The 22,874-nt window shown below is 68.9% G+C and carries 20 protein-coding genes, 1 tRNA gene and 1 pseudogene; 16 read left to right on the top strand and 6 right to left on the bottom strand.

Annotation, left to right across the window (positions count from 1 at the left end; all coding sequences use genetic code 11):
- Positions 1-3: 3 nt before the first annotated feature.
- Positions 4-726, bottom strand: a pseudogene (locus ACWDUM_RS12600) (HNH endonuclease family protein); the annotation flags it as partial.
- Between the two features lie 415 nt (positions 727-1,141).
- Here ACWDUM_RS12600 and ACWDUM_RS12595 point away from each other — a divergent pair.
- Complete coding sequence (locus tag ACWDUM_RS12595; RefSeq protein ID WP_450134255.1) at positions 1,142-1,630, top strand: hypothetical protein; 489 nt, start codon at positions 1,142-1,144, stop codon at positions 1,628-1,630.
- 101 nt (positions 1,631-1,731) lie between these two features.
- On the opposite strand, the gene ACWDUM_RS12590 is transcribed toward ACWDUM_RS12595, so the two are convergent.
- Together ACWDUM_RS12590 and ACWDUM_RS12585 are read right to left on the bottom strand one after the other, a co-directional pair.
- The gene (locus ACWDUM_RS12590; protein WP_450134254.1) at positions 1,732-2,634 is read right to left on the bottom strand and encodes an endonuclease/exonuclease/phosphatase family protein; all 903 of its coding nucleotides are present in this window, start codon (positions 2,632-2,634) and stop codon (positions 1,732-1,734) included.
- Between the two features lie 101 nt (positions 2,635-2,735).
- Positions 2,736-3,968 carry a PucR family transcriptional regulator gene (locus ACWDUM_RS12585; RefSeq protein WP_450134253.1) on the bottom strand — a complete coding sequence of 411 codons (1,233 nt, stop codon included), beginning with the start codon at positions 3,966-3,968 and terminating at the stop codon, positions 2,736-2,738.
- Positions 3,969-4,171: 203 nt separating this feature from the next.
- On the opposite strand from ACWDUM_RS12585, the gene ACWDUM_RS12580 reads away from it, so the two are divergent.
- Positions 4,172-5,017, top strand: a complete 846-nt coding sequence (locus tag ACWDUM_RS12580) for an alpha/beta fold hydrolase (protein ID WP_450134252.1) — start codon at positions 4,172-4,174, stop codon at positions 5,015-5,017.
- A complete protein-coding gene (locus ACWDUM_RS12575) occupies positions 5,014-5,592 on the top strand; it encodes a TM7S3/TM198-like domain-containing protein (protein ID WP_450115880.1) in 579 nt (192 codons plus the stop codon). The genes ACWDUM_RS12580 and ACWDUM_RS12575 overlap by 4 nt, the downstream gene beginning before the upstream one ends.
- Here ACWDUM_RS12575 and ACWDUM_RS12570 read toward each other — a convergent pair.
- On the bottom strand, positions 5,568-6,884 hold the full coding sequence (locus ACWDUM_RS12570; RefSeq protein ID WP_450134251.1) for an MFS transporter: 1,317 nt from the start codon (positions 6,882-6,884) through the stop codon (positions 5,568-5,570). The genes ACWDUM_RS12575 and ACWDUM_RS12570 overlap by 25 nt on opposite strands.
- Before the next feature lie 139 nt (positions 6,885-7,023).
- On the opposite strand from ACWDUM_RS12570, the gene ACWDUM_RS12565 reads away from it, so the two are divergent.
- The 3 genes from ACWDUM_RS12565 (at position 7,024) to cmrA (ending at position 10,451) form a co-directional block, all read left to right on the top strand.
- The gene (locus ACWDUM_RS12565) at positions 7,024-7,551 is read left to right on the top strand and encodes a PadR family transcriptional regulator (protein ID WP_450134250.1); all 528 of its coding nucleotides are present in this window, start codon (positions 7,024-7,026) and stop codon (positions 7,549-7,551) included.
- Positions 7,552-7,623: 72 nt separating this feature from the next.
- On the top strand, positions 7,624-9,630 hold the full coding sequence (locus tag ACWDUM_RS12560) for an oxidoreductase (protein WP_450134723.1): 2,007 nt from the start codon (positions 7,624-7,626) through the stop codon (positions 9,628-9,630).
- 17 nt (positions 9,631-9,647) lie between these two features.
- Positions 9,648-10,451, top strand: a complete 804-nt coding sequence (gene cmrA / locus ACWDUM_RS12555) for a mycolate reductase (protein WP_450134249.1) — start codon at positions 9,648-9,650, stop codon at positions 10,449-10,451.
- A gap of 51 nt (positions 10,452-10,502) precedes the next feature.
- Here cmrA and ACWDUM_RS12550 read toward each other — a convergent pair whose 3' ends face one another.
- Positions 10,503-11,345, bottom strand: a complete 843-nt coding sequence (locus tag ACWDUM_RS12550; RefSeq protein WP_450115875.1) for an alpha/beta fold hydrolase — start codon at positions 11,343-11,345, stop codon at positions 10,503-10,505.
- Between the two features lie 92 nt (positions 11,346-11,437).
- Here ACWDUM_RS12550 and ACWDUM_RS12545 point away from each other — a divergent pair, with 92 nt between their 5' ends.
- The 3 genes from ACWDUM_RS12545 to ACWDUM_RS12535 all read left to right on the top strand — a co-directional run bounded on the left by ACWDUM_RS12545 (position 11,438) and on the right by ACWDUM_RS12535 (position 15,231).
- Positions 11,438-12,001: a TetR/AcrR family transcriptional regulator gene (locus ACWDUM_RS12545; protein ID WP_450134248.1), complete on the top strand. Its 564-nt coding sequence runs from the start codon at positions 11,438-11,440 to the stop codon at positions 11,999-12,001.
- A 172-nt stretch (positions 12,002-12,173) separates the two neighbouring features.
- A complete protein-coding gene (gene lysA, locus ACWDUM_RS12540) occupies positions 12,174-13,517 on the top strand; it encodes a diaminopimelate decarboxylase (protein WP_450134247.1) in 1,344 nt (447 codons plus the stop codon).
- A 79-nt stretch (positions 13,518-13,596) separates the two neighbouring features.
- Positions 13,597-15,231: an AMP-binding protein gene (locus ACWDUM_RS12535; RefSeq protein ID WP_450134246.1), complete on the top strand. Its 1,635-nt coding sequence runs from the start codon at positions 13,597-13,599 to the stop codon at positions 15,229-15,231.
- A 63-nt stretch (positions 15,232-15,294) separates the two neighbouring features.
- Here ACWDUM_RS12535 and ACWDUM_RS12530 read toward each other — a convergent pair whose 3' ends face one another.
- The gene (locus tag ACWDUM_RS12530; protein WP_450134245.1) at positions 15,295-17,025 is read right to left on the bottom strand and encodes a helicase HerA-like domain-containing protein; all 1,731 of its coding nucleotides are present in this window, start codon (positions 17,023-17,025) and stop codon (positions 15,295-15,297) included.
- Between the two features lie 83 nt (positions 17,026-17,108).
- Here ACWDUM_RS12530 and orn point away from each other — a divergent pair, with 83 nt between their 5' ends.
- The 7 genes from orn to ACWDUM_RS12495 all read left to right on the top strand — a co-directional run bounded on the left by orn (position 17,109) and on the right by ACWDUM_RS12495 (position 22,834).
- Positions 17,109-17,708, top strand: coding sequence for an oligoribonuclease (gene orn / locus ACWDUM_RS12525; RefSeq protein ID WP_450134244.1), 600 nt, complete (start codon positions 17,109-17,111; stop codon positions 17,706-17,708).
- A gap of 89 nt (positions 17,709-17,797) precedes the next feature.
- Positions 17,798-17,870: transfer RNA gene (locus ACWDUM_RS12520), tRNA-His, on the top strand.
- 249 nt (positions 17,871-18,119) lie between these two features.
- The gene (locus tag ACWDUM_RS12515; protein ID WP_450134243.1) at positions 18,120-18,728 is read left to right on the top strand and encodes a TetR family transcriptional regulator; all 609 of its coding nucleotides are present in this window, start codon (positions 18,120-18,122) and stop codon (positions 18,726-18,728) included.
- Between the two features lie 172 nt (positions 18,729-18,900).
- Positions 18,901-20,433 carry a VWA domain-containing protein gene (locus tag ACWDUM_RS12510; protein ID WP_450134242.1) on the top strand — a complete coding sequence of 511 codons (1,533 nt, stop codon included), beginning with the start codon at positions 18,901-18,903 and terminating at the stop codon, positions 20,431-20,433.
- Positions 20,430-21,221, top strand: a complete 792-nt coding sequence (locus tag ACWDUM_RS12505; protein WP_450134241.1) for an AAA family ATPase — start codon at positions 20,430-20,432, stop codon at positions 21,219-21,221. The genes ACWDUM_RS12510 and ACWDUM_RS12505 overlap by 4 nt, the downstream gene beginning before the upstream one ends.
- Positions 21,218-21,907, top strand: coding sequence for a hypothetical protein (locus tag ACWDUM_RS12500; protein WP_450115866.1), 690 nt, complete (start codon positions 21,218-21,220; stop codon positions 21,905-21,907). Before ACWDUM_RS12505 ends, ACWDUM_RS12500 begins: the two co-directional genes overlap by 4 nt.
- A gap of 192 nt (positions 21,908-22,099) precedes the next feature.
- Complete coding sequence (locus ACWDUM_RS12495) at positions 22,100-22,834, top strand: hypothetical protein (protein WP_450134240.1); 735 nt, start codon at positions 22,100-22,102, stop codon at positions 22,832-22,834.
- Positions 22,835-22,874: the final 40 nt, after the last annotated feature.

Here is a 22,874-nt window from a genome sequence, read left to right as displayed (position 1 = left end):
TCAGCAGGTGGCGAGCTGGGTGCTGATCGCATCCTTCTCGGCCTGCGTCACCCACAGACCATAGGCGGCTTTGACCTCAACCTGCTTGGCGACGTACGTGCAGCGATAGGACTTGTTGGGCGGCAACCACGTTGCGGCATCGCCGTCCGACTTCTGCGAATTCGTCGGACCGTCGACGGCGAGCAGGTTGCGCGGATCGTTCGCGAGGTCGCGACGGGTGGCCTCGTCGAGTTGCTGCGCCCCCTTCTGCCAGGCGTCGGACAGCGCGACGACGTGGTCGATCTGCACAGCGGTCGAGGTGCCCTGGCCACGAACGAAATCGATGCGCTTGGCGGTGTACGGGTCGTACAGCACTCCGGTGAGGACGACGCAGTCGCGGGTGCCGGGCTTGAACGTCTCCTCGACCAGATCCCTGGCGAGGATGTCGTTGCGGGTGTCGCAGCCGTTGTGCCCGCCCGCGACACGCACGTCATCGGTCCAGGCGGGCCCGAACAGGTCGCGGTCGTAGCCGGTCTTGGGCGCGCGGCCCTTGACCGGGATCGCGGCGAGCGCCGCCAGGGCGTCGGCCGCGACGGACGACTCCGGCTCCGCGCCGCCTGCGCTGCCGAAGTCGAGGCCGCCGAACGAGTCGGCGTCGGCCGTGGGCGCACAGCCGGACAGTGCCAGCGCCGCGGTGACGGCGGTGACGATCGCCAGCCGCCGGCGCGTGACAGTGGGGAAACTCAACGGGGAACTCCTTGCTCGATAGTGGACGATCGAGTATCACCCGCCCGGTTCCACTCCCCGCACCGCCACGCAGCCGAAAGATCCTGGAGTGACATAAATTACGCGTGTCGCACCCGGCCGACACCCAAACCTCCCCCATTGCGGCGCAACCAGAGGCCCGAAGCGGACAAACCCCGGGACGAATCGGACAGCACGAACTGGACGGTCTTCATGCTCTTTACCTGCGGTTTAAGCGACAAAAGCGATGGCGGCCACAGACGTTGACAGCATGCCCGACGTTCGCCTTAACTGAGCCTGCCCTCACGAAGGGCAGGCTCAGTTCGATCATGTGCGCCGCCGGTCGCGTCCCCAAACCACCTGCGGGCACTCACGTTCACCGCGCACGTCGACGCGCGGTGTCACACAAAGGACCCCCATGTCTTCGTTCAGCACGCGCCGCATCGCCGGTGCCGCCGCCGTCGCCGGATTCGCCGCCCTCGCCCTGGTCGCGAACCCCGCGCTCGGCTCCGCGACCGTCACCGGTTCCTCGACGGTGACCTCCGGCAGCAACACCATCACCGTCGCCCTGCACGACATCGCCACCACCGAGGCCATGAATCACTGTGAGGCGCAGATCTTCCCGTTCGACGCCGCGGTGTACGACAAGACCACCCGGGTGGACGAGATCAAGTACCCCGGCTTCACGGGCGGCGCGGCCACCGGCACCTCGATCGAGCTCGCGGCCGGCACCTACGCGGTGATCACGCAGTGCAAGGAAGGCGCCTCCACCAACCCGTACGTCAAGCTGGGCCCCGTGGCCCAGGTGACCCTGACCGGCGCCCCGACGGAGCCCGCGGGCGGCACCGGCAGCGCGGACTTGCGCCCGGCGGCGCTGCTCGAACTGCTCGGCGGCGTCGCGAGCTGACCCCCGGCCAACCGACCCACACACCGAATCCGGGTGAGCACCAGGTGTTCACCCGGATCCGGTGCGGATCGGGATGTTTCGAGATGTTCAGGGACACCCGACTACCCCGGCATCACGATCCGGGCAACGATTCCGCGATGGTCGGAGCCGGCCAGGTCGACGGCGTCGACAGCGGTGGCGGTCGCACCGGAGACGAGTATCCGGTCGATCGACAGCAACGGCGGCCACCACCGGTCCGCGGGATAGGTGCGCAGAACACCGGCACCCGCTTGCTCGGCGGCGTCCCGGACGCCGTCGCCGAGCAGCGCCCGGAACTGCGTGTGGTCCCAGGTTGCGTTGAAATCCGCGGCCATCAGGACGGTGTCGGCGTCGGCCCGCAACCCATCGAGGATGCCGCCCAGGCGGGCCAGCTCGTCTGCCCAGATCGGTGTCTGCTGCCGCGGCCACGGCGGCAGCGGATGCGCGGCCAGCACGATGACCGACCGATCGCCGGGCACCGCCACCCTCGCGGACAGGGCCGCCATCGCGAAGCCGGGATGCTGCACCTGTTCCGACAGGGGATATCGGCTCCAGATGCCGGTGCCGTCGGCACCGGTCGCGGCGGGCCGGAGGTACCGGTGCGGCAAGAGTTCGTCGAGGCCGGCGGCGGTCAACCCGTCGACCGCCGCGACGGTCAGCTCGTCGACCGTCAGCACATCGACGCCGCGGGAACGTGCCTGCGCGACAACCGCATCCGGATCCGCCTTGCCGAACTCGATGTTCGCCTGCATGACGGTCAGTTCGCCGGAATCCGCACCGGGGTGCGGCGCACCGATGTACAGCGGCGCCTGCGTCCACACCGCGGCGGCCACGGTAGTGACGGCAACCATTGCGCCCAGCCGATGTCGCACCACCAGGAACGCCGCCACCGCCGGCACCGCCGCCCACATCAGGTACGGGGCCGCGGACGCGGCGACCACCACCGGCGGTGAGGTCACCGGGGCGACGTGCGCGACGACGCCCACGAGCGCGACAAGAACGCAACACCAAGCGAAAGCAAGCGCACCCCAACGGATCACGGCGCGAATCGACCGTGGGGGCCGGAGGTCGCCACCGGCGACCGTGTTCACTCCGGCACCCGGCGCGCCACCAGCGCCGCACCGATGTGCGGCAGGTCGGCGGGGTCGGAGGGATTGAGGCCGGTCAGCTCGAACACCCGCCGCATCCGGTAGTCGACGGTGTTCGCGTGCACCGCCAGCGCAGCCGCGGTGGCCCGCCGATTGAGACCCGCCGCGACATATGCCTCGAGGGTCTGCATCAACTCGGGCTTGCCGGCCAACGGCGAGAGCAGTCCGGCCAACTCCCGCTGCGCGGCACTGGGCCGGCTGAGCTGGTATTCGAGCAGCACGTCCGCGAGGCGGTACAGCCCGGGCGGGCGCCGCGACCGCGCCACCAGTGCGACGATCTCGGCGGTCTGCTCGACGGCCTCGGGTATCCCGGCGGGCGCCGCGATCGCCCCGGCGACATGGAGGTTCGCACCGAGAACCCGGCCGAGTCGTTCGACGACCGCTCGGAGTTGCTCCCAGTCGGGCGGACTCGCTGGACACGGAACCAGCGCCACCCCGCCACCGCTGTCGATCACCGTCAGCGCCGCCTCGCCGGTGATCCGATCGAGTTCCGCCTGCACTCGCCGCAGTTTGCGGCGCCCCGCAACGGTGCCGCTGACGCCGAGACCCCGTTCGTCGGCGTTCTCGCCGATCGTCAGACTCAGCGCCAGGTAGTGCGGCGCCAGCCGCAACCCGGTGCGGTGCACGACCGCCTCGAGGCCCTCCCCCGACATCAGGGCGGACATCAGCGACCGACGCCCCGAGTTCTCCTGGCTCTCCATGATCTGGCGTTCCTCGAGGTACGCGGCACTGACGGCGATCGTCAATCGGCGCAGGAAGTCGAGGATCATCGTCGTCACGACCTGGACGTCTGCGATGTCGTCGGGACCGGCGCCGTCGAACAGTTCCTCGGACGCGAGCCCGATCCCGGTGTGATAGGCGTGCAGGACGGCGTCCAGCGGCACCCCCTCCTCCGCGCGGCGGGCCGCCGAGTGCCGCTGTTCGACGAGCTCGGAGTCGCGGGCGGTGCGCCGCTCGAACACCAGCGTTGCGAACAGCTCCATGTTGCGGTGCACGATGTCGGCGATCTCTCCGTGCACCTCCTCACGGGGCAGTGCGCGGTAGATCGGGAGCTCGTCGATCAGGCGAGCGATCACTCGCTCCGTCAGCGCGGGGGCGGCCCCGGCAAGCCATTGGGCCACCGGCCGACCCGCGATGTTCAGTGGCGGCACGACTCGATTCTCGACTGTCACAGTGACCTCCCCGATACCGGACAATACGGAATAGCAACCTTGATGCTTCCTGATTGGTTACCACGCAGCCACTGGGATGTCACCGCGAATCCCCGACGGCGTGGCTTCCCCGGACTCGCGCGCAGCGCGCGTCCACTGACGTAGGGTTCGAAACACCAGGTCGACGCCCATCCGGCACCGGCCCCGACAGACGGTGGGAACGCATGGATCCGGTCGAAACGTCCGCGACAGCCATCGGAGACCACACTTTCGACGTCACGACCGCGGGTCCCGTGGACGGTGTGCCCGTGGTGCTGCTGCACGGGTTCCCCGAGACCGCCGCCTGCTGGCAGCCGCTGCTTCCGAAACTGACGGCCGCCGGGTTCCGGCTGATCGCACCGACGCAGCGCGGCTACTCCGCGGGCGCCCGGCCGGTGGGTGTCGAGCACTACACCGTCGACGAACTCGGCGGCGACGTCCTCGGCCTGCTCGATCACTTCGGCTTGCCGTCCGCCCACCTGGTCGGACACGACTGGGGCGCCGCGGTCGCCTGGTGGACGACCGCGCATCGACCCGACCGGGTCCGCTCACTGACCGCGGTGTCCGTCCCGCACCCCGCGGCATTCGGGTGGGCGCTCCGCGAGGATGCCGACCAGCAGGCCCGATCCCAGTACATCCGGGTGTTCCGGCACGGGGACTCCGCCGAACGCGCACTGCTCGCCGACGACGCGAAGCGGTTGCGCGACATCTACGCCGGTGTCGATCCGGCGCTCGTCGACGCGCACCTGCGCGTGCTGACCGAACCGGGCGCCCTGACCGCGGCGCTGTCCTGGTACCGGGCGATGGGACGCGACTTCTCCGACACCCCCGCGGTGCGGGTGCCGACGACGTTCGTGTGGAGCACCGGCGACGAGGCGCTCGGCCGGGCAGGTGCCGAGCGGTGCGGTGAATTCGTCACCGGCCCCTATCGATTCGTCGAGCTCGACGGCATCGGTCACTGGGTGCCCGAACTGGCACCCGACGCCTTGGCAGAGGCGATCATCTCGCGGGTGGAAGGAACCCAGTCATGAGCGGAATCGCGGTACTCCTGGTCGGCGCACTGCTGTGCTTCTACGGAATCCGATCCATGCACCTGGCAGTGCTCGCCGCCGGATTCGGCCTCGGCTGGCTGATCGCAGACCTGTTCAACGCCTCGGTGTGGACGCTGGTGCTGTTCGGCCTGATCGGCGCGGTGGTGTCGTGGATCGTGACGACCCTGGTCTTCAAGTTCTCCGCGTACTTCATCGGCGGCCTCACCGGCGCAATGGCCGGCGCGAAACTCGCCGACGTCCTCCAACCCGGCGACAACAACTGGGCGCTCAGTGCGATCGTGATCCTGGCGCTCGCGGTCGCCGCGGCATTCCTGGCGGACAAGTTCCGCGCCCGGGCGCTGCTGTGGCTGACCTCGATCGGCGGTGCCAGCATCATGCTCAGCGGGCTCGGCAGCATGTCCGGCGCCTTCGAGTTCCTGCGTCACCCGGAGGCCGGATGGGAGCAGGTGACCTCGACGCTGGTGTGGATCGCCCTCTCGGCCGCCGGGTGGATCGTCCAGCGCCGGCTGTTCCCGGAGAAGCTGGGGATTCAGCGCACCGAAGCGGTGCGGTAGGGCGCCCGCACCGGTAGCAGCGCCGCCAACCCCATGCCGAGCACCACCAGCAGGCCGAGAATGCCGGCCCGGTCACTGGCGAACAGCCACGCGAACAGCCCGAACAGCGTCGGCGACAGGAACGAGACCGCGCGTCCGGTGGTCGCGTACAGGCCGAACATCTGCCCCTCCCGGCCGGGCGGGCTGAGTCTGGCCATGAAGGTGCGCGCCGCGGACTGCGCCGGGCCGACGAACAGGCACAGCAGCAGGCCGAGGATCCAGAAGGCGACGACCCCGGACACCGCCATCAGAATCGCTCCGACCACCAGCATCGACGCGAGGGAGCCGACGATCACCGCCTTCGGTCCGACCCTGTCGTCGAGCCGGCCCGCCACGAGCGCACCGAGTGCGGCGACCACGTTGGCCGCGACACCGAAGATCAGCACGTCTCCCGACGCGATGCCGTAGACGTTGACCGCGAGGACCGCCCCGAACGTGAACACACCGGCGAGTCCGTCCCGGAACAGCGCGCTGGCCACCAGGTACCCGACGGTGCGCCGGTCCTCGGACCACAGCTCCCGAAGGTCGTGCCAGAGCACCCGGTAGGAGCCGAGGAAGCCCGGGCGCTCGTCCGCCTCCTCGGACCGTGGCATCTCCGGCACCGCGAACAGCACGGGCACGGCGAAGACCGCGAACCACACCGCAGCGAGCACGGCCACCGCCCGGATGTTCAGGCCTCCGGCGGTGTCGATCCCGAACAGTCCACGGGTGTCGCCGTCGCCGACGATGAACCCGAAGTAGCACACCAGCAGCAGTACGATGCCACCGAAATACCCCATCGCCCAACCGAAGCCGGACACCCGGCCGATGTTCTCCGGGGTCGACACCTGGCGCAGCATCGCGAAGTACGGCACCTGTGCGAGCTCGAAGAGCACCGACCCGACGCCGAGCAGCCCCAGCCCCAGCCACAGGTAGTGGTGGTCGTCCTGAACGAAGAACATCGCCAGCATGCAGCCCACGACGGTCGTGGTGAGCAGCGCGAGTGAGCGCTTGCGCCGGCCTGCCGCGTCGGCGCGCTGCCCGGTGACCGGCGCGAGCAGCGCGATCAACAGCCCCGCCGCGCCGAGAGACCAGCCCAGCCAGCTGCTCGCCGACACCGACCCCGGGAGGTCGTCACCCACCGCGTCGGTCAGGTACACCGAGAAGACGAACGTGACGATCACCGCGTTGAACGCGGCCGATCCCCAGTCCCACAGGCCCCACGCGAACACCTGCGTCCGCGTGACCACTTCACCGTCGACCGCTGTGCTCATGGCGCGAGCCTAAGCCAGCGCGCGAGGCGAGCGAACGGTTCGCGGGCGTGGAGTCGAGCGCGCCTCGCCGAGTGGGATATGCACACAGGAGCATATTCACCGAGTTGCATATCGATGGCGGGTCGTCGACACTGGCGTCGTGGCTCTCGAACACGCACTACTCGTCTCACTGTCGGAACAGTCCGGCTCGGGCTACGAGCTGGCCCGCCGGTTCGACAAGTCGATCGGATTCTTCTGGAGCGCCACGCACCAGCAGATCTACCGCGTCCTCAAGCGGATGGACGAGGCCGGCTGGGTCACCGGCGAGGCGGTCGGCCAGCAGGGACGGCCGGACAAGCGCGTCTACCGCGTTTCCGATGCCGGCCGGGCGGAACTCGCGCGGTGGATCGCGGAACCGACCGAGGTCGGCCACCTGCGCAATGAGCTCGCGGTGAAGATCCGCGCCGCCGCCTACGCCGATCCCGGCGACGTGCGCGCCGAGGTCGTCCGGCACCGCGACGGCCACGCCCAGCGGCTCGAGGTCTACCGGATGATCGAGAAGCGCGACTTCCCGGTACCCGACCGCCTGTCGGGCAGCGCACTGCACCAGTACCTCGTGCTACGCGGCGGCATCCGCGTCGAGGAGGGCTTCACGCAGTGGTGCGAGGAGATCCTTGCCGCCCTCTGACATGACCCGTCCCTGCCCAGCCCAACCCGTCCGATGGAAGGCCCACCCGTGACCACTCCGTACCCGCACCTGATGTCCCCGCTGGACCTCGGATTCACCACCCTGCGCAATCGGGTGGTGATGGGTTCGATGCACACCGGGCTGGAGGACCGCACCCGCGACGTCCCGAAGCTGGCCGCGTACTTCGCCGAACGCGCCCGCGGCGGTGTCGGACTGATCGTCACCGGCGGCTACGCCCCCAACCGCACCGGTTGGCTGTTGCCCTTCGGCGCCGATCTGATCACCCGCAAGCAGGCGGCCCGGCACCGGGAGATCACCGACGCCGTGCACGCCGAGGGCGGCAAGATCGCGCTGCAGATCCTGCACGCCGGGCGGTACTCCTACCAGCCGCTGAGCGTGTCGGCGTCGTCGATCAAGGCCCCCATCAACCCGTTCCGGCCGCGCGCACTGACCCGACGCGGCATCGAGTCCACGATCGACGACTACGTCCGCTGCGCCCGACTGGCGCAGGAAGCCGGGTACGACGGCGTCGAGATCATGGGCGGCGAAGGCTACTTCCTCAACCAGTTCCTCGCCGAGCGCACCAACCGGCGCACCGACGAATGGGGCGGCTCGCCCGAGAACCGCCGCCGCATCGCGGTGGAGATCGTGCGCCGCACCCGCGCCGCCGTCGGCGAGAACTTCGTCATCCTGTTCCGGCTGTCGATGGCGGATCTCGTCGAGAAGGGGCAAACCTGGAGCGAGATCGTCACCCTCGCAAAGGAACTCGAGGACGCGGGCACGACGATCCTGAACACCGACATCGGCTGGCACGAGGCACGCGTCCCGACCATCGTCACCTCCGTGCCGAGGGCCGCGTTCACGTCGTTCACCGAACGCCTCGCCCGCGAGGTGAGCATCCCGGTGTGCGCGTCCAACCGGATCAACATGCCCGAGACCGCCGAGGAGATCCTGGCCCGCGGCGACGCGCAACTGGTCTCGGCGGCCCGGCCGCTGCTCGCCGACCCGGAGTGGGTGAACAAGGCGGCCGCCGACCGCAGCGACGAGATCAACACCTGCATCGCCTGCAACCAGGCGTGCCTGGACCACGCGTTCGCGAACAAGCGCGTCTCCTGCCTGCTCAACCCGCGCGCCGGACGCGAGACCGAACTGGTGCTCTCCCCCACCCGGCGCCGAAAGTCGATCGCCGTCGTCGGGGCAGGCCCGGCCGGACTGTCCGCGGCACTGAACCTCGCACAGCGCGGCCACGAGGTGAACCTCTTCGAGGCCGGCACCGAGGTCGGCGGCCAGTTCGCGATCGCCCGCCGGATCCCCGGCAAGGAGGAGTTCGCCGAGACGGTGCGCTACTACACCCGCAGCCTCGAGGTCGCGGGCGCCAAGGTGCACCTGAACACCCGCGTCGACGCGAAGACCCTCGTCGACGGCGGTTACGACGAGGTGGTGCTGGCCACCGGCGTCACCCCGCGCATCCCGTCGATCCCCGGCATCGACCACCCGAGCGTGCTGTCGTACGCGGAACTCGTGCGCGACGGGAAACCGGTCGGGTCGACGGTCGCGGTGATCGGCGCAGGCGGCATCGGCGTCGACGTCTCCGAGTACCTCACCCACGCGCACTCCCCCGCCGTGGATCTGGCCGAGTGGAACCGGGAGTGGGGCGTCACCCACGACGAGTCCGCGCCCGGAGCACTGACCGAACCGGTCGTCGCGCCGTCGCCGCGTCAGGTGTACCTGCTGCAACGCAAGTCCACCCCGATCGGCGCCGGGCTCGGCAAGACCTCCGGCTGGGTCCACCGCGCCGCGCTGAAGAAGAAGGGCGTGCAACAGATCTCGGGCGTCAACTACGAACGCATCGACGACGAGGGCCTGCACATCAGCTTCGGGGAGAAGCGCGAACGCCCGCGGACGATCGCGGTCGACAACGTGGTCGTCTGCGCCGGGCAGGAGTCGGTGCGCGACCTCGAAGCCGGCCTGACCGCCGCGGGCGTCCCTGTCCACGTGATCGGCGGCGCCGACGTCGCCGCCGAACTCGACGCCAAGCGGGCGATCGAGCAGGGCACCCGGCTCGCCGCGACGCTGTAGGCACTAGCCTGAGCGCCGTGAGCCTGCCTACCCCAACCCCCGACGCCCGCGCGGTCGTGACCGGCGCCTCCTCCGGAATCGGCGAGGCGCTGGCCACCGAGTTGGCCGCCCGGGGCCACTCCCTGATCCTCGTCGCCCGCCGTGAGGACCTGCTCGACGCGCTTGCCGCGAAGCTGTCCGACGCGCACGGCGTCACCGTCGAGGTCCGCGCGGTGGACCTGGCCGACCGGGACCGACGTGCACCGCTGGTCGAGGAGCTGGCCGGCCGGGAGATCTCGATCCTGTGCAACAACGCGGGAATCGCCACCTTCGGACCGGTCGCGGAACTGGACCCGGCGTACGAACGCGCGCAGGTCGAGCTCAATGCCGTTGCGGTGCACGACCTCACCCTCGCGGTGCTGCCGGGGATGCTGGCGCGCAGGTCGGGCGGCATCCTGATGGTGGGTTCGGCCGCAGGCAACATGCCGATTCCGAACAACGCCACCTACGCAGCGACGAAGGCGTTCGTGAACACCTTCTCCGAGTCGCTGCGCGGCGAACTGAAGGACTCGGGTGTGCATGTCACGCTGCTGGCTCCGGGCCCGGTGCGGACCGAGACCCCGGACCCCGCCGAGGCGTCGATCGTGGACCGGCTCGTCCCGGACTTCCTGTGGATCTCCAGCGAGTACACCGCCAAGCTGTCCCTCGACGCGCTGGCGAAGAACAAGATGCGCGTCGTGCCCGGCATCCTGAGCAAGGGCATGTCCGTGGCAGGCGGTTATTCCCCCCGCGCCGTCATCGCCCCGGTCGTGGGCACCTTCTACAAGAAGCTCGGCGGCTAGCCGACCGTGTCGGCCCGGCGTCCCCGGGCCGACACGGTGAACAGCGGCAGGTCAGCCGCGCACGAACTTCAGCAGCGCCTCGGTGACCTCGTCGGCGTGCGTCCACAGCAGACCGTGCGGCGCCCCCTCGATCTCGACGTACTCGGCCTCCGGGAGCGCCTCGTGGAACGGACGGCCGGTCGAGTCGATCGGCAGGATGTTGTCCGCGGTGCCGTGCAGGATCAGTGCCGGCTTGGCGCTCGCACGCACGGCAGCCACGTCCTGCCGGAAGTCCTCGATCCACGTCGGAACGACCGCGTGGGCGGCCACCGGCGCGGAGCGGGTCGCCGTGTTCCAGCTCGCCGTGACGGCCTCCTGGCTGATCCGGGTACCCAGGTTCTCGTCCAGGTTGTAGAAGTCCTTGTAGAACTGCGTGAACCAGGCGAACCGATCGGCCTTCGCGGCGGCTTCGATCCCGTCGAACACGTCCTGCGGCACGCCCGTCGGGTTGTCGTCACGCCGAACGAGGAACGGCTCGAGCGACGCGAGGAAGGCGAGCTTCGCGACGCGCTCGTGCCCGTACTTACCGACGTAGCGGGCCAATTCACCGGTGCCCATCGAGAACCCGACGAGGATGACGTCCGTCAGGTCGAGCGTCGTGAGCACCGCGTTCAGGTCGGCGGCGAACGTGTCGTAGTCGTAGCCGGTGGTGACCTTGCTGGACTGCCCGAATCCGCGGCGGTCGTAGGTGACGACGCGATAGCCGGCGTCGAGCAGGGCGCGGGTCTGCTTCTCCCAGCTGGAGCCGTCGAGCGGGTAGCCGTGGATCAGCACGACAGCCTGCCCGGACCCGTGGTCCTCGTAGTAGAGATCGATCGGAGTGCTGTTCTCGGTACCAACGGTGACGAAGCCCATGTCCGCTCATTTCTCTTCGTGGGAGAACGACCGTTCTCCCGATGTTCGAGAGAATAGAGAACGTTCGTTCTCGTGGCAAGTATTCTGGTCACATGAACGCAGAGGACCCGCGCGACCGCATCCTGGAGACCGCCGACCGGCTCTACTACGAGAAGGGCTACGCCGCGGTCGGCATGGACGAGTTGCGCACGGCCGCCGGGGTTCCCCTGAAGCGGCTGTACCAGGAGTTCCCCTCCAAGGCCGACCTCGTCCTGGCGGTCCTCGATCACAAGCGGGCACGATGGGAACGCGACCTCGGCGCGTTCCTCAGCGAACAGGACAGCCCACGCGACCGGCTGCTCGCCGTGTACGACTACCTGCACCAGTGGTTCTGCACCGACGACTTCCACGGCTGCGGATTCATCAACGCCTACGGCGAGCTGGGGCGCACCGATCCGGCCGTCGCGGCCGCCATCCGCGCCCAGAAAGCGTCGTTCCAGGCGACCGTCGACGAACTCGTGCACGAGATCGGGGGTCCGCCCACCCTGGCCGCGCAGCTCGTACTGCTGGCCGAGGGCGCCCAGACGACGGCAGCCATCTCCGGAGACCCGAGCGCGGCCGAGCACGCGCATGCGGCGGCGCAAACCCTCATCGACGTCGCCATCGGAAGCGTGTGAAGCCGCTCGTCAGTGGCACCGACCGCGATCCGCCGTGCGCACCGGATGCGCCCCCGACCGTCAGCCCGGCGTCAAACCCGTTGCGGGCGGCGTCAAGACCCCGTCAGGGACTGCGACGGACACGGCGCGGGCGAGTACTCCGGAGGGTGTAACCCACCTTCAGGAGCCCACCGTGACCCTGCTCGACATCCTGCCGTCGCTGCGCTCGGCGATGACCCCGCGACTCGACCCCACCCTGTGGCCGACCACCACCCACGTCGACGAACTCGGCCGGATCACCGTCGGCGGAGTTGCGATCGCCGACATCGCCGACCGGTTCGGCACACCGACCTACATCCTCGACGAACGCGACGTCCGGCATCGCTGCCGGGTCTATCGCGAGACCTTCCCCGAGGCCGAGATCGCGTACGCAGGCAAGGCCCTACTGACCCGGGCAGTGGCCGCGTGGGTCGCCGAGGAAGGCCTCGCGCTCGACGTGTGCTCGGCAGGCGAACTCGCGATCGCACTGTCCGCCGGTGTCGATCCGCGCCGAATCATCCTGCACGGCAACGTCAAGACCGCCGCCGACCTGTCCGCGGCCCGCGCGGCCGGAGTCGGGCGGATCGTCGTCGACTCGGCCGCCGAGATCACGCTGCTGGCCGCGTCGTCCGCGCACCGCCAGAACGTCCTGGTCCGGGTGACACCCGGCATCGACGCGCACACCCACCGCGCCGTCACCACCGGGGTCGACGACCAGAAGTTCGGCTTCCCCCTCGCGCACGGCCAGGCGGACGAAGCGGTCCGGCGGGTGCTGGGCCACCCACGACTGAACCTGATCGGCCTGCACTGCCATCTGGGCTCCCAGATCACCGACGCCGACTGCTACGGGATCGCCGTCGACCGGATGATCGCCGAGATGGCACAGATCCGGCTGGATCACGGCACCATCCTGACCCAACTGGACCTCGGTGGCGGACACGGCATCTCGTACACCGCCGGCGATCCGTGCCTGGACCCGACGGCGCTCTCCGCGACCATCGAGGACGCCCTCGACGACGCCTGCGCCCGGCACCACTTCCCGCGACCGCGGATCACCCTCGAACCGGGCCGGGCGATCGTCGGGCGGGCCGGGGTGACCGTGTACCGCGTGCTGTCGGTCAAGCGGGTCGAGGGCGGCCGGACCTTCGTCGGCGTCGACGGCGGCATGAGCGACAATCCGCGCGTCGGACTGTACGGCGCGCATTACACCGTGACGCTGGCCAATCGGCACTCGACCGCGCCGGACATGGTCGCGACCGTCGCGGGACGGCACTGCGAGTCCGGTGACGAGATTGTGAAGGACGCGGCACTCCCCGCGGACGTACGACCCGGCGACGTGCTGGCCGTGCCGGTGACCGGCGCCTACCACCACAGCATGGCGTCGTCGTACAACTCCGTGGGGCGCCCGCCGGTCGTTGCGGTAGCCGGGGGCTCCGTGCGCGAGCTGATCCGCCGCGAGACGCTGGACGATCTGATGCGTCGCGAGGCAGGTCTGTAGCACTCTGCCCCTGGCGCCAGTCCTTACCGGCAAGTAAGTTGGGGCGAGTCGCGCCACGACCCCAGGAGGACCCGCCCGCATGCCGCGCCTTTCCAGAGCAACAGACCTGATCAAGGGCCTGATTCCGATCACGAAGGCCGGCATCGTCGGACCGATCGCCCCGAGCGCCCTCCCCGGCGTCGCCTCCGCCTGGTACCAGTGGGACTTCACCGCCGGCGGCCTGCTCGCCTCCGCCGCCCGCCGCGACGGAGACCGGGTGGCGGTCGTCGACGACCGCGGCCCGGTCACCTACCGGCAACTCGACGCCGACGCCGAAGCCCTCGCACTGGCCCTGCACGACCGCGGCCTGCGCGAGCGCGGCCGCATCGGGGTCCTGGCCCGCAACCATCGTGGCTTCGTCACCGCGATGGGCGCGGCGGCCCGGCTCGGCACCGACCTGGTGCTGCTCAACACCGGCGCGTCCGCGGCCCAGCTCGCCGAGATCGTCGCGGAACAGAAGCTGGACTGGCTGCTCGTCGACCCCGAATTCACACCCCTGATCCCGGACTCGACGTTGCGGGTCGCGGTGTTCGAGGACCCTGACGCGACCGACGGCGGCGACGGCGCCGAGGGCTGGGCCCGGTTCGAGGGCCTCCTCGAGGACGGCCGCGGCGGCAGCGCACTGGCCCTGCCGAGACGGCCGCGACGCGGTCGGCTGGTCGTGCTCACCTCCGGCACCACCGGCACTCCCAAGGGCGCCTCCCGCCCCGAGCCGCGCAACTGGATGCCGGCGTCCGCGGTACTGTCGCGGCTGCCGCTGCGCAGCAACGGCGTCACGGTGATCGCGTCACCGATCTTCCACACCTGGGGCCTGGCCGGGACCCAGCTCGCGCTCGCGCTGCGCTCGACCATGGTGCTGACCCGCCGCTTCGAGCCCGCGGCCACCGTCGAATCCGTCTCCCACCACCGAGCCGACACCCTGTGGGTGGTCCCCACGATGCTGCAGCGGATCACGGACCTCCCCAAGGATCAGCGCGACGTCGACCTCGCGTCCCTGCGGGTGATCGCCGCCAGCGGTTCCGCCATCCCGACCGGCGTCGTGCACAAGACGTTCGACGTGTTCGGTCCGGTGCTCTACAACTTCTACGGCTCCACCGAGGTGAGCTGGGCGTCGATCGCGCAGCCCGACGAACTGCTCCGGCATCCGAACACCGCGGGGCGGCCACCCCTCGGCACCACGGTGCGCATCCTCGACGAGACCGGCACCGAGGTCCCCGCAGGCACCGTCGGACGGGTGTTCGTCGGCAACGGGATGCTCTTCGAGGGCTACACCCGGGCCGGCGGCGAGAAGGAGGTCGTCGACGGGATGATGTCGACCGGCGACGTCGGCCACTTCGACGACGAGGGCCTGCTGTTCCTCGACGGCCGCAGCGACGACATGATCGTCTCCGGCGGCGAGAACGTCTACCCACGCGAGGTGGAGAACCTGCTCAGTGAGCTGCCCGGCGTTCTCGAAGCCGCGGTGATCGGGGTCGACGACCCGGAGTTCGGTGCGCGCCTCGCGGCGTACGTCGTGCGAACCACCGACACGGACGGGTCCGCGCTGACCACCGACGGCGTCCGCGACCACGTGCGGTCACACCTGACCCGGTTCTGCGTGCCCCGCGACGTGACCTTCCTCGACGAACTGCCCCGCAACGCCGCCGGCAAGGTCGTCCCCCGCCTGTTGCCGTAGGCGGCTGCACCGCCTGTGCGCCCTCCTGGCGGGTCCCGCCATCGGAAAGGCGCACAGGCCGCGTCAGCGCTTGCGGCGGCCGGTGCCGAAGATCGAGCGGGAGATCTCCCGGCCCGCGACGGTCGCGGCCGACCTCAGGAAGCTCTTGACCGCGGAGTTCTGCAGGATCTTCTCCACCGCGCTCGGCTCGTCCGGGGCAGGCGGCGGCAGGTCCGGAAGATCCGGCAGCGCCGGCGGCAGGTCCGGCAGCGGGTCCGTCGGGGCCGCCAACCGCGCGGTCAGCAGCTCGTAGGCGGACTCCCGGTCGAGTGTGGCGCCGTACTTCGCCTGCAGCGGGCTCGCCGCGGCGGCCGCACGGACGGCGTCCTCGCCGATCGTGTCCATCAGCGACCGCGGCGGCGGGATCTTCGCCCACGCCACCGGCGTCGGCGCGCCCTTCTCCGAGAGCACCGTGACAATCGCCTCGCCCGTCCCCAGCGAGGTCAGCGCCTTCTCCAGGTCGTAGTGCTCGGTCTTCGGGTAGGTGCGGACGGTCTTGTTCAGCGCCTTCTGATCGTCCGGGGTGAACGCACGCAGCGCGTGCTGGATCCGGGCGCCGAGCTGCGAGAGCACCGCGTTCGGCACGTCCGTCGGCAACTGGGTGCAGAAGAAGACTCCGACGCCCTTGGACCGGATCAGTTTCACGGTCTGCTCGACCTGCTGGAGGAACGCCTTCGACGCGTCCGCGAACAGCAGGTGCGCCTCGTCGAACACGAACACGAGTTTGGGCTTGTCGACGTCGCCGACCTCGGGCAGCGTCTGGAACAGGTCGGCCAGCACCCACATCAGGAACGTCGAGAACATCGCCGGCCGTGCCGCCTGGGCGCCCAGCTCGAACAGCGTGATGACGCCCCTGCCGTCCGGACCGACGCGGAGCAGATCCGCGGTGTCGAACTCCGGTTCGCCGAAGAAGGTGTCGCCGCCGTCGGCCTCGAGATTGACCAGCGCGCGCAGGATGACTCCCGCGGTCGCCGAGGACACGCCGCCGATGCCCTTGAGGTCGGCCTTGCCCTCGTCGGAGGTCAGGTGCGCGATGACGGACCGCAGATCCTTCAGGTCGAGCAGCGCCAGTCCCTGGGTGTCGGCCCAGTGGAAGATCAGGCCGAGCGTGGACTCCTGCGTGTCGTTGAGTCCGAGCACCTTGCTGAGCAGGATCGGCCCGAAGCTGGTGATGGTCGCCCGGATCGGCACCCCGATGCCCTCGGTGCCGAGGGAGACGAACTCCGTCGGGAACGCGGTCGGCGCCCAGTCCGTGATGCCGGTCTCGATCGCGCGCGCGGCCATCTTCTCGCTCGCCTCGCCGGCCGCGGACAGGCCGGACACGTCACCCTTGACGTCGGCCATCACCACCGGCACCCCGGCGGCGGAGAGCTGTTCGCAGATACCCTGCAGCGTCTTGGTCTTGCCGGTGCCGGTGGCACCCGCGACCAGGCCGTGCCGGTTCAGGGTGGCCAGCGGGATCCGGACCCGCGCAGTCGAGTCCACGACCCCGTCCACGACGACGGTGCCCAACTCCAGTGCGCCGCCCTCGAAGGAGTAGCCCGCGGCGATCTCCTGGGCGGCGCCCCGCACCGCACCGGCCTCGGGCTGCTGCGCCTGTGGCTGCGCACCCTCCGCCTCCGCCGCCGCCTTCGCGGCCGCCTCGGCGGCTGCGGCCGCTTCCGCCGCGACCCGGGCCGCCTCCTCCGCCGCCGCCTTCGCGGCCGCCGCCCGCTCCGCCAGCGCGGCCGCGTCCGACCCCGGGTCCACCGTCATCCGCTCCTCCTCGATCGCATTCCCACCCGACTTGGCTCCACCGCGAACCCTATCCGAGACCGCCCTGACTACTGTGGATGCTTGTGCAGGACAAACTTGTGTGGATCGATTGCGAAATGACCGGGCTGCGGCTCGGTACCGACAAGCTGATCGAGGTGGCGGCGCTCGTCACCGACAGCGAACTGAACATCCTCGGCGAGGGCGTGGACATCGTCATCCACGCCGACGACGCGGCCCTCGCGGACATGCCCGAGGTCGTGCAGGAGATGCATGCCAAGTCGGGCCTGACCGACGAGGTCCGCGCCTCGACCGTCACGCTCGAGGAGGCCGAGCGGCAGGTCCTCGCCTACATCCGCGAGCACATTCCCAACCCCGGCACCGCCCCGCTGTGCGGCAACTCCATCGCCACCGACCGCGGCTTCATCGCCCGCGACATGCCGCAGCTCGACGAGTACCTGCACTACCGGATGATCGACGTCTCCTCGATCAAGGAACTGTGCCGACGCTGGTACCCGCGGATCTACTTCGGTCAGCCCGAGAAGGGTCTGGCGCACCGCGCCCTCGCCGACATCAAGGAGTCGATCCGGGAACTGCAGTACTACCGGCGCACCGCGTTCGTCGCCGACCCCGGCCCGTCTACCAGCGACATTGCCGCCGTCGTCAAGGATCTGGTCGCCGAATAGACGCCGATTGGCATTCCGAGCTCCGGACACGCTAGTATCGTCCACGCTGCTGACGCACAGCCCGCAAGGGCGGCGCGTGGGAAGCGATGGTGACCGTAGTTCAGTTGGTAGAGCACCAGGTTGTGATCCTGGCTGTCGCGGGTTCGAGTCCCGTCGGTCACCCCGAAGAAAGGCCCCCGACTCCGGTCGGGGGCCTTTCTCGTTTCGTACCCCCTTTCTGTCGCCCGCGCCGATCCGCTCGTCGATCTGCGGCCGCCACCCCTCGGGCCCACCTCGCCTGACGCGTCACCCCGCGCGCCGATCGAACGCGCTCTGCCCGGTTCCCAGTTTTCACTGACAAGTGTCAACGAGTATGCCATCATCGTTCCAGTTGCACTTACGGGAAGACAATCCAGAAGGTGCGGGAACACGATGACCGGCAATCGCATGGAGTCGACGGGGCGCGAAGCCCAACGCATCCTGACCCGACAGCGGGTATTCGACGCCGCCGTGGCCGAGTTCAGCGAACGAGGGATGGCGGACGCCGACCTGGCCGCGATCGCCGCGGCCGCAGGCGTGTCACGCGGAACCTTCTACTTCCACTTCCCCACCAGGGAGCACGTCCTCCTGGCACTCGAGGAAGGCGAAGAGCGTCGCATCGCGAGCGAACTCAGCGAATTCCTCTCCACTCCAAGAGATCTCACAGCCATCTTGAAGAAGGTCATCGACCTCACCGTCGCGATCGAGGAGCGCCTCGGAAGACTGCTCTTCAAAGACCTTCTCGGGTCGTACTTCTCACCCACCAGGCCCCTGACCGACGAATGGCGCAGCCACCCTCTCATCGTCCTGGTCGCCACCACGATGCAGCGCGCCGACGCTTCCGGCGAGGCCGAGATCGTCGTCGATCCCTACCACAGCGCCGCGTTCTTCCTCCTCGGCCTCTACGCCCTGCTCACCACCACCGCGGGCGCGGAACCACTGCGCACGTCGACCCTGAACAGCTACCTCACGACAACATTGCGAAGCCTGGAGCCTCGATGAACCGATCAACACACCGAAAGGGAGACAGTCATGTGGCAGGAAATCGTTCGACTCGCATTCGCCTGGGGCGTAATGGTTCTGGTCATCGCGTTCTGGTACTGGATCATGCGCAACATCGGGACCTTCTGAGCGGAACGCACCGCACACCCACGCACCCCGGGGACGGTGCGCCATGACCGTCGCCGAGACCTCACACGCGTTGACCGTCGAGCGGAGCTGCGGGCTCACCGCGGTCGCCTTCTCCGAGCAGCGACGCGACGGCGTCCGCCTGATGACCGGTCCCCACCGCGGGTTCGGGTTGAGTCCCAGCCGTCGCATCGTCAACGTCCCGTACCCCTCACTCGGACCGGACTGGCAGCGATCGACGCTGACATGCGGCGTGGCCCTGCAGTGTTCGCCCTCGAAGGACCGGATCGCAGGGTACGAGCTGCACCAACTCGACCCGCGACAACTCGGGGCACTGTCCCTGGTCGAGGGCAGCGTGGCCGCGGGCTGGATCGCCGACCGACTCCCCGGCCTCCTGCCCGAGATCCGGCGCCTCGTCCCACATCTCGAGATCGGTGACCACGAACTCGAGGGCGCGGAGATGATCGAGCGGGCCCTGTCGCTCGCGCGCTCACGCAAACCGATCGACGGTCATCCCGTTCTGGGGAACCTCCCCCTGCGGGCCCCCGCACGCGGTGCACTCTCCGCTGCGGTGCGACGCGCGTACGGACGCATGCCCTGGACGTCGTCGCGCACCGACGCCAAGCGACTGATGTCCGTGCCGGTCGGCGGTGACGGTGGTGCGCGCAACTCCAATCTCCCGCCACCGAGCAAACCCGAGAACGAGGAGATCGAGATCCGTCCGGACCAGCGCGCCGGCATCCCGTATCCCGAGTGGAACATGTGGCGTGACGAGTTCCTGCCCGATCACGTCGCGGTGCTCGAGCGCAGGTACCCGACGCGCAACAGCCCGGTCTCGGCCGTGTCCCCCGACATCCGACGGTGGTTCGCCGAACACACCCATCGCGCGATGCGCACGGGCCTCGACGACGGCTCCGACATCGACGTGGACCGCTACGTGTCCCACTACATCGACACCCGCGCCGGCGAAGCGGACGAGCCTCGGGTCTTTCGTGAACTGCTGCCGAGTTCACGCGACGTCAGCACCGCGCTGCTCCTCGACGGGAGCTCATCGCTGAGCACGAACGGTGGGCGGGCCTTCCGCACCGAGCTGGCGTGCGCGGACGCGCTCTCGCGAGCGATGACGCTGTCGCGGGAGAAGCACGGCATCTTCGTGTTCTCCGGGAACACCCGGCACCGCGTGGAGGTGAGCTGCCTCAAGGACTTCGCCGATCCGCACTTCGTCGACCCGAGCAGCCTGGGCCTGAGCGCAGGCGGCTACACCCGCCTCGGCGCACCGATCCGGCATCTCACCCGGCGCCTGCTCGATCAACCGTCCGAACGACGCCTGCTCATCGTCATCGGCGACGGCCTCATGTCGGACGAGGGATACGAGGGCCGGTACGCGTGGGCCGACGTCTCCCATGCCCTCGACGAGGCCGACGAGGCCGGCGTCGCCGTGTACTACATCGGCATCGGGCCAGTACGGGTCGATCCCCTCCCGGAAGTGTTCGGGGACCGCAGGTCTCGCCGAATCCGCAACGTGGACGACCTCCCGGAAGTACTGGCACACATCCATCGAAAGCTGGTATCCGAATGAACGACGATCTCTACCTGGCTGGCGGCAACGAAGTTCAGCTCTTCGAGTGGGCGTACGCCGAGCACATGCCGGTGATGCTCACCGGCCCGACCGGCTGCGGAAAGACCCGCTTCGTCGAGCACATGGGACACCTCCTCGGCCGTCCGGTGATCACGATCAGCTGCCACGACGACCTCACCAGCGCCGACCTGGTCGGTCGCTTCATGGTCACCGGCGGTGACGTGGTGTGGACCGACGGACCGCTGACCACCGCCGTCAGGACCGGGGCGATCTGCTATCTCGACGAGGTCGTCGAGGCCCGTCACGATTCGCTCGCGATCCTGCACTCGCTCACCGACCACCGGCGCACCCTCTACCTCGACCGCGCCAACGAAACCATCCCCGCACCTACGAGTTTCATGCTCGCCTGCTCCTACAATCCCGCCTACCGGAGCTCGCTCAAGGACCTCAAACCGTCGTTTCGCCAGCGGTTCGTGACCGTGCCCATGGACTACCTCCCGCCCGACCGTGAGATCGACGTCCTGGTCGCCGAGTCGGGAGTGGACGCAGCCGTCGCAGAGCGACTCATCCGCTGCGCCATCACAATTCGTGATGCCGATGACGTCTTCCACTTCGAACCACCCTCGACCCGTGTCCTGGTGGCCGCGGCACGGCTGATCGCCGCCGGTGCCGGCGAGATGGAAGCGGCCGAGGCCTGCGTCCTGGCACCCCTGAGCAGTGACGGCGCCATCCACGAGGGGCTTCGCGAGATCGCCGCGGCACACCTGGCCGGGGCGGAGCAGCGATGACGAGCACGGTCCGCACCGGGCCGACCTACGACGAGCACGAAGACGACAGCCGGTCGGCGCAGCGGCGGGCCGACTACTGGCTCATTGCAGGCACCGCACTGATGGGCACCTACGTCCTCGGCCTCTTCGGGCTCCCCATCTTTCTTCGTGGAGTCTGGTTGCAGCGCAAGGCACAGCAGGAGGGTCTGTCGGTCCGGCCGATCATGGTCACCCTGATCGGGTACCTGGTCATCCTCGACGCCTTCCTCAACACCGTCGGCTGGGCGCTGGACCTGATCGCCAACCACACGCTCCTCAACCGCGTCTTCTTCACCGCCTGGGGCAATTACGCCGACAACGGGTACTTCTGGCACTACAACGAGTTGTGGATCGGCGGATCCGCCGCACCCGGCGAGAAGGGCTGGGAGATCGCCTGTGTCTTCGTGGTCTTCCCGATGCGGGTCGCCGCGGCGATCGCCTTCCTGCAGATGAAGCGATGGGGCCACCAGTGGCTGACGGTGACCTGCTGGTTCGGTGTGGTGATCTGGGTCGGCTACATCACCAACATGACCGTCTACGCCGACCTGCGCTTCACCGGAACCATCCTGCCCGTCATCGGATGGTGGCTCTACGACATCTTCTACATCACCCCGTTCCTGGCAATCCCGTACTTACACACGGTCAATCGCGAGATCTTCTCGGATTGACGCCCAGAGATCGTCTCGCATCGCCACGGCACGAACAGTCCCGACACCTCGAGGAGAACCGACATGAACGAGCAAGACCGGCGAAGGAAGCGCGCGCTCATCGTCTTTCAGATCGCGATGTACGGATTCCTGCTGGCCATGTTCCTGATCCAACTCAACATGTCGCTGCACCGGGATTGGTAGGGCACCGGCATGAACTTCCCGACCACCCGCCGGCGCACCTCCGAGAAGGTCACCACAGGCAGTCCGCCGGCGACAGGTCTCACCCAGGACGAACACGAGACCGACAGTCGCACCGCTCAGCGCGAGGCCGATCGTTGGCTCACCATCGGCACCGCGTTCATGGGCACACTGGTCTTCGGATTCGTCGGGCTGCCGATCTTCCTCCGCGGGCTCTACCTCCAGCGCAAGGCACAGCAATCCGGCCTCTCGGTGCGGCCCATCATGGTCACCCTGATCGGGTACCTGGTCATCCTCGACGCCTTCCTCAACAGCATCGGCTGGACCCTGGACGTGCTGGCCAGTCACTCGCTGCTGAACCGGGTGTTCTTCACCGCCTGGGGCAACTTCGTCGACAACGGCTACTTCTGGCACTACAACGAAATGTGGATCGGCGGATCCGCCGCCCCCGGCGAGAAGGGCTGGGAGATCGCCTGCATCTTCATCGTGTTCCCCATGCGGATCGCGGCCGGCATCGCCTTCCTCCAGATGAAGCGGTGGGGTCACCAATGGCTGATCGTCACCTGCTGGTTCGGCGTGGTCATCTGGGTCGGCTACATCGTCAACATGACCATGTACGCCGACATCCGCTTCGACGGAACGGTCGTCCCGGTCATCGGATGGTGGCTCTTCGACATCTTCTACATCACCCCATTCCTGGCAATCCCCTACCTGCACACCGTCAATCGCGAGATCTTCTCGGATTGAACCGGATACCGGGTCGTACACCGTCCCTCGAGGAGAACCC

The sequence above is a fragment of the Rhodococcus sp. NPDC003322 genome, assembly GCF_053589555.1.
This window is presented reverse-complemented; position numbering and strand designations above follow the sequence as displayed.

Bases quoted from the DNA above. Each gene is read 5' to 3' on its own strand.
- ACWDUM_RS12595 (WP_450134255.1), top strand. From the start codon at position 1,142: ATGTCTTCGTTCAGCACGCGCCGCATCGCCGGTGCCGCCGCCGTCGCC.
- ACWDUM_RS12580 (WP_450134252.1), top strand. From the start codon at position 4,172: ATGGATCCGGTCGAAACGTCCGCGACAGCCATCGGAGACCACACTTTC.
- ACWDUM_RS12575 (WP_450115880.1), top strand. From the start codon at position 5,014: ATGAGCGGAATCGCGGTACTCCTGGTCGGCGCACTGCTGTGCTTCTAC.
- ACWDUM_RS12570 (WP_450134251.1), bottom strand. From the start codon at position 6,884: ATGAGCACAGCGGTCGACGGTGAAGTGGTCACGCGGACGCAGGTGTTC.
- ACWDUM_RS12560 (WP_450134723.1), top strand. From the start codon at position 7,624: ATGTCCCCGCTGGACCTCGGATTCACCACCCTGCGCAATCGGGTGGTG.
- ACWDUM_RS12550 (WP_450115875.1), bottom strand. From the start codon at position 11,345: ATGGGCTTCGTCACCGTTGGTACCGAGAACAGCACTCCGATCGATCTC.
- ACWDUM_RS12545 (WP_450134248.1), top strand. From the start codon at position 11,438: ATGAACGCAGAGGACCCGCGCGACCGCATCCTGGAGACCGCCGACCGG.
- ACWDUM_RS12535 (WP_450134246.1), top strand. From the start codon at position 13,597: ATGCCGCGCCTTTCCAGAGCAACAGACCTGATCAAGGGCCTGATTCCG.
- ACWDUM_RS12530 (WP_450134245.1), bottom strand. From the start codon at position 17,025: ATGACGGTGGACCCGGGGTCGGACGCGGCCGCGCTGGCGGAGCGGGCG.
- ACWDUM_RS12515 (WP_450134243.1), top strand. From the start codon at position 18,120: ATGACCGGCAATCGCATGGAGTCGACGGGGCGCGAAGCCCAACGCATC.
- ACWDUM_RS12510 (WP_450134242.1), top strand. From the start codon at position 18,901: ATGACCGTCGCCGAGACCTCACACGCGTTGACCGTCGAGCGGAGCTGC.
- ACWDUM_RS12505 (WP_450134241.1), top strand. From the start codon at position 20,430: ATGAACGACGATCTCTACCTGGCTGGCGGCAACGAAGTTCAGCTCTTC.
- ACWDUM_RS12500 (WP_450115866.1), top strand. From the start codon at position 21,218: ATGACGAGCACGGTCCGCACCGGGCCGACCTACGACGAGCACGAAGAC.
- ACWDUM_RS12495 (WP_450134240.1), top strand. From the start codon at position 22,100: ATGAACTTCCCGACCACCCGCCGGCGCACCTCCGAGAAGGTCACCACA.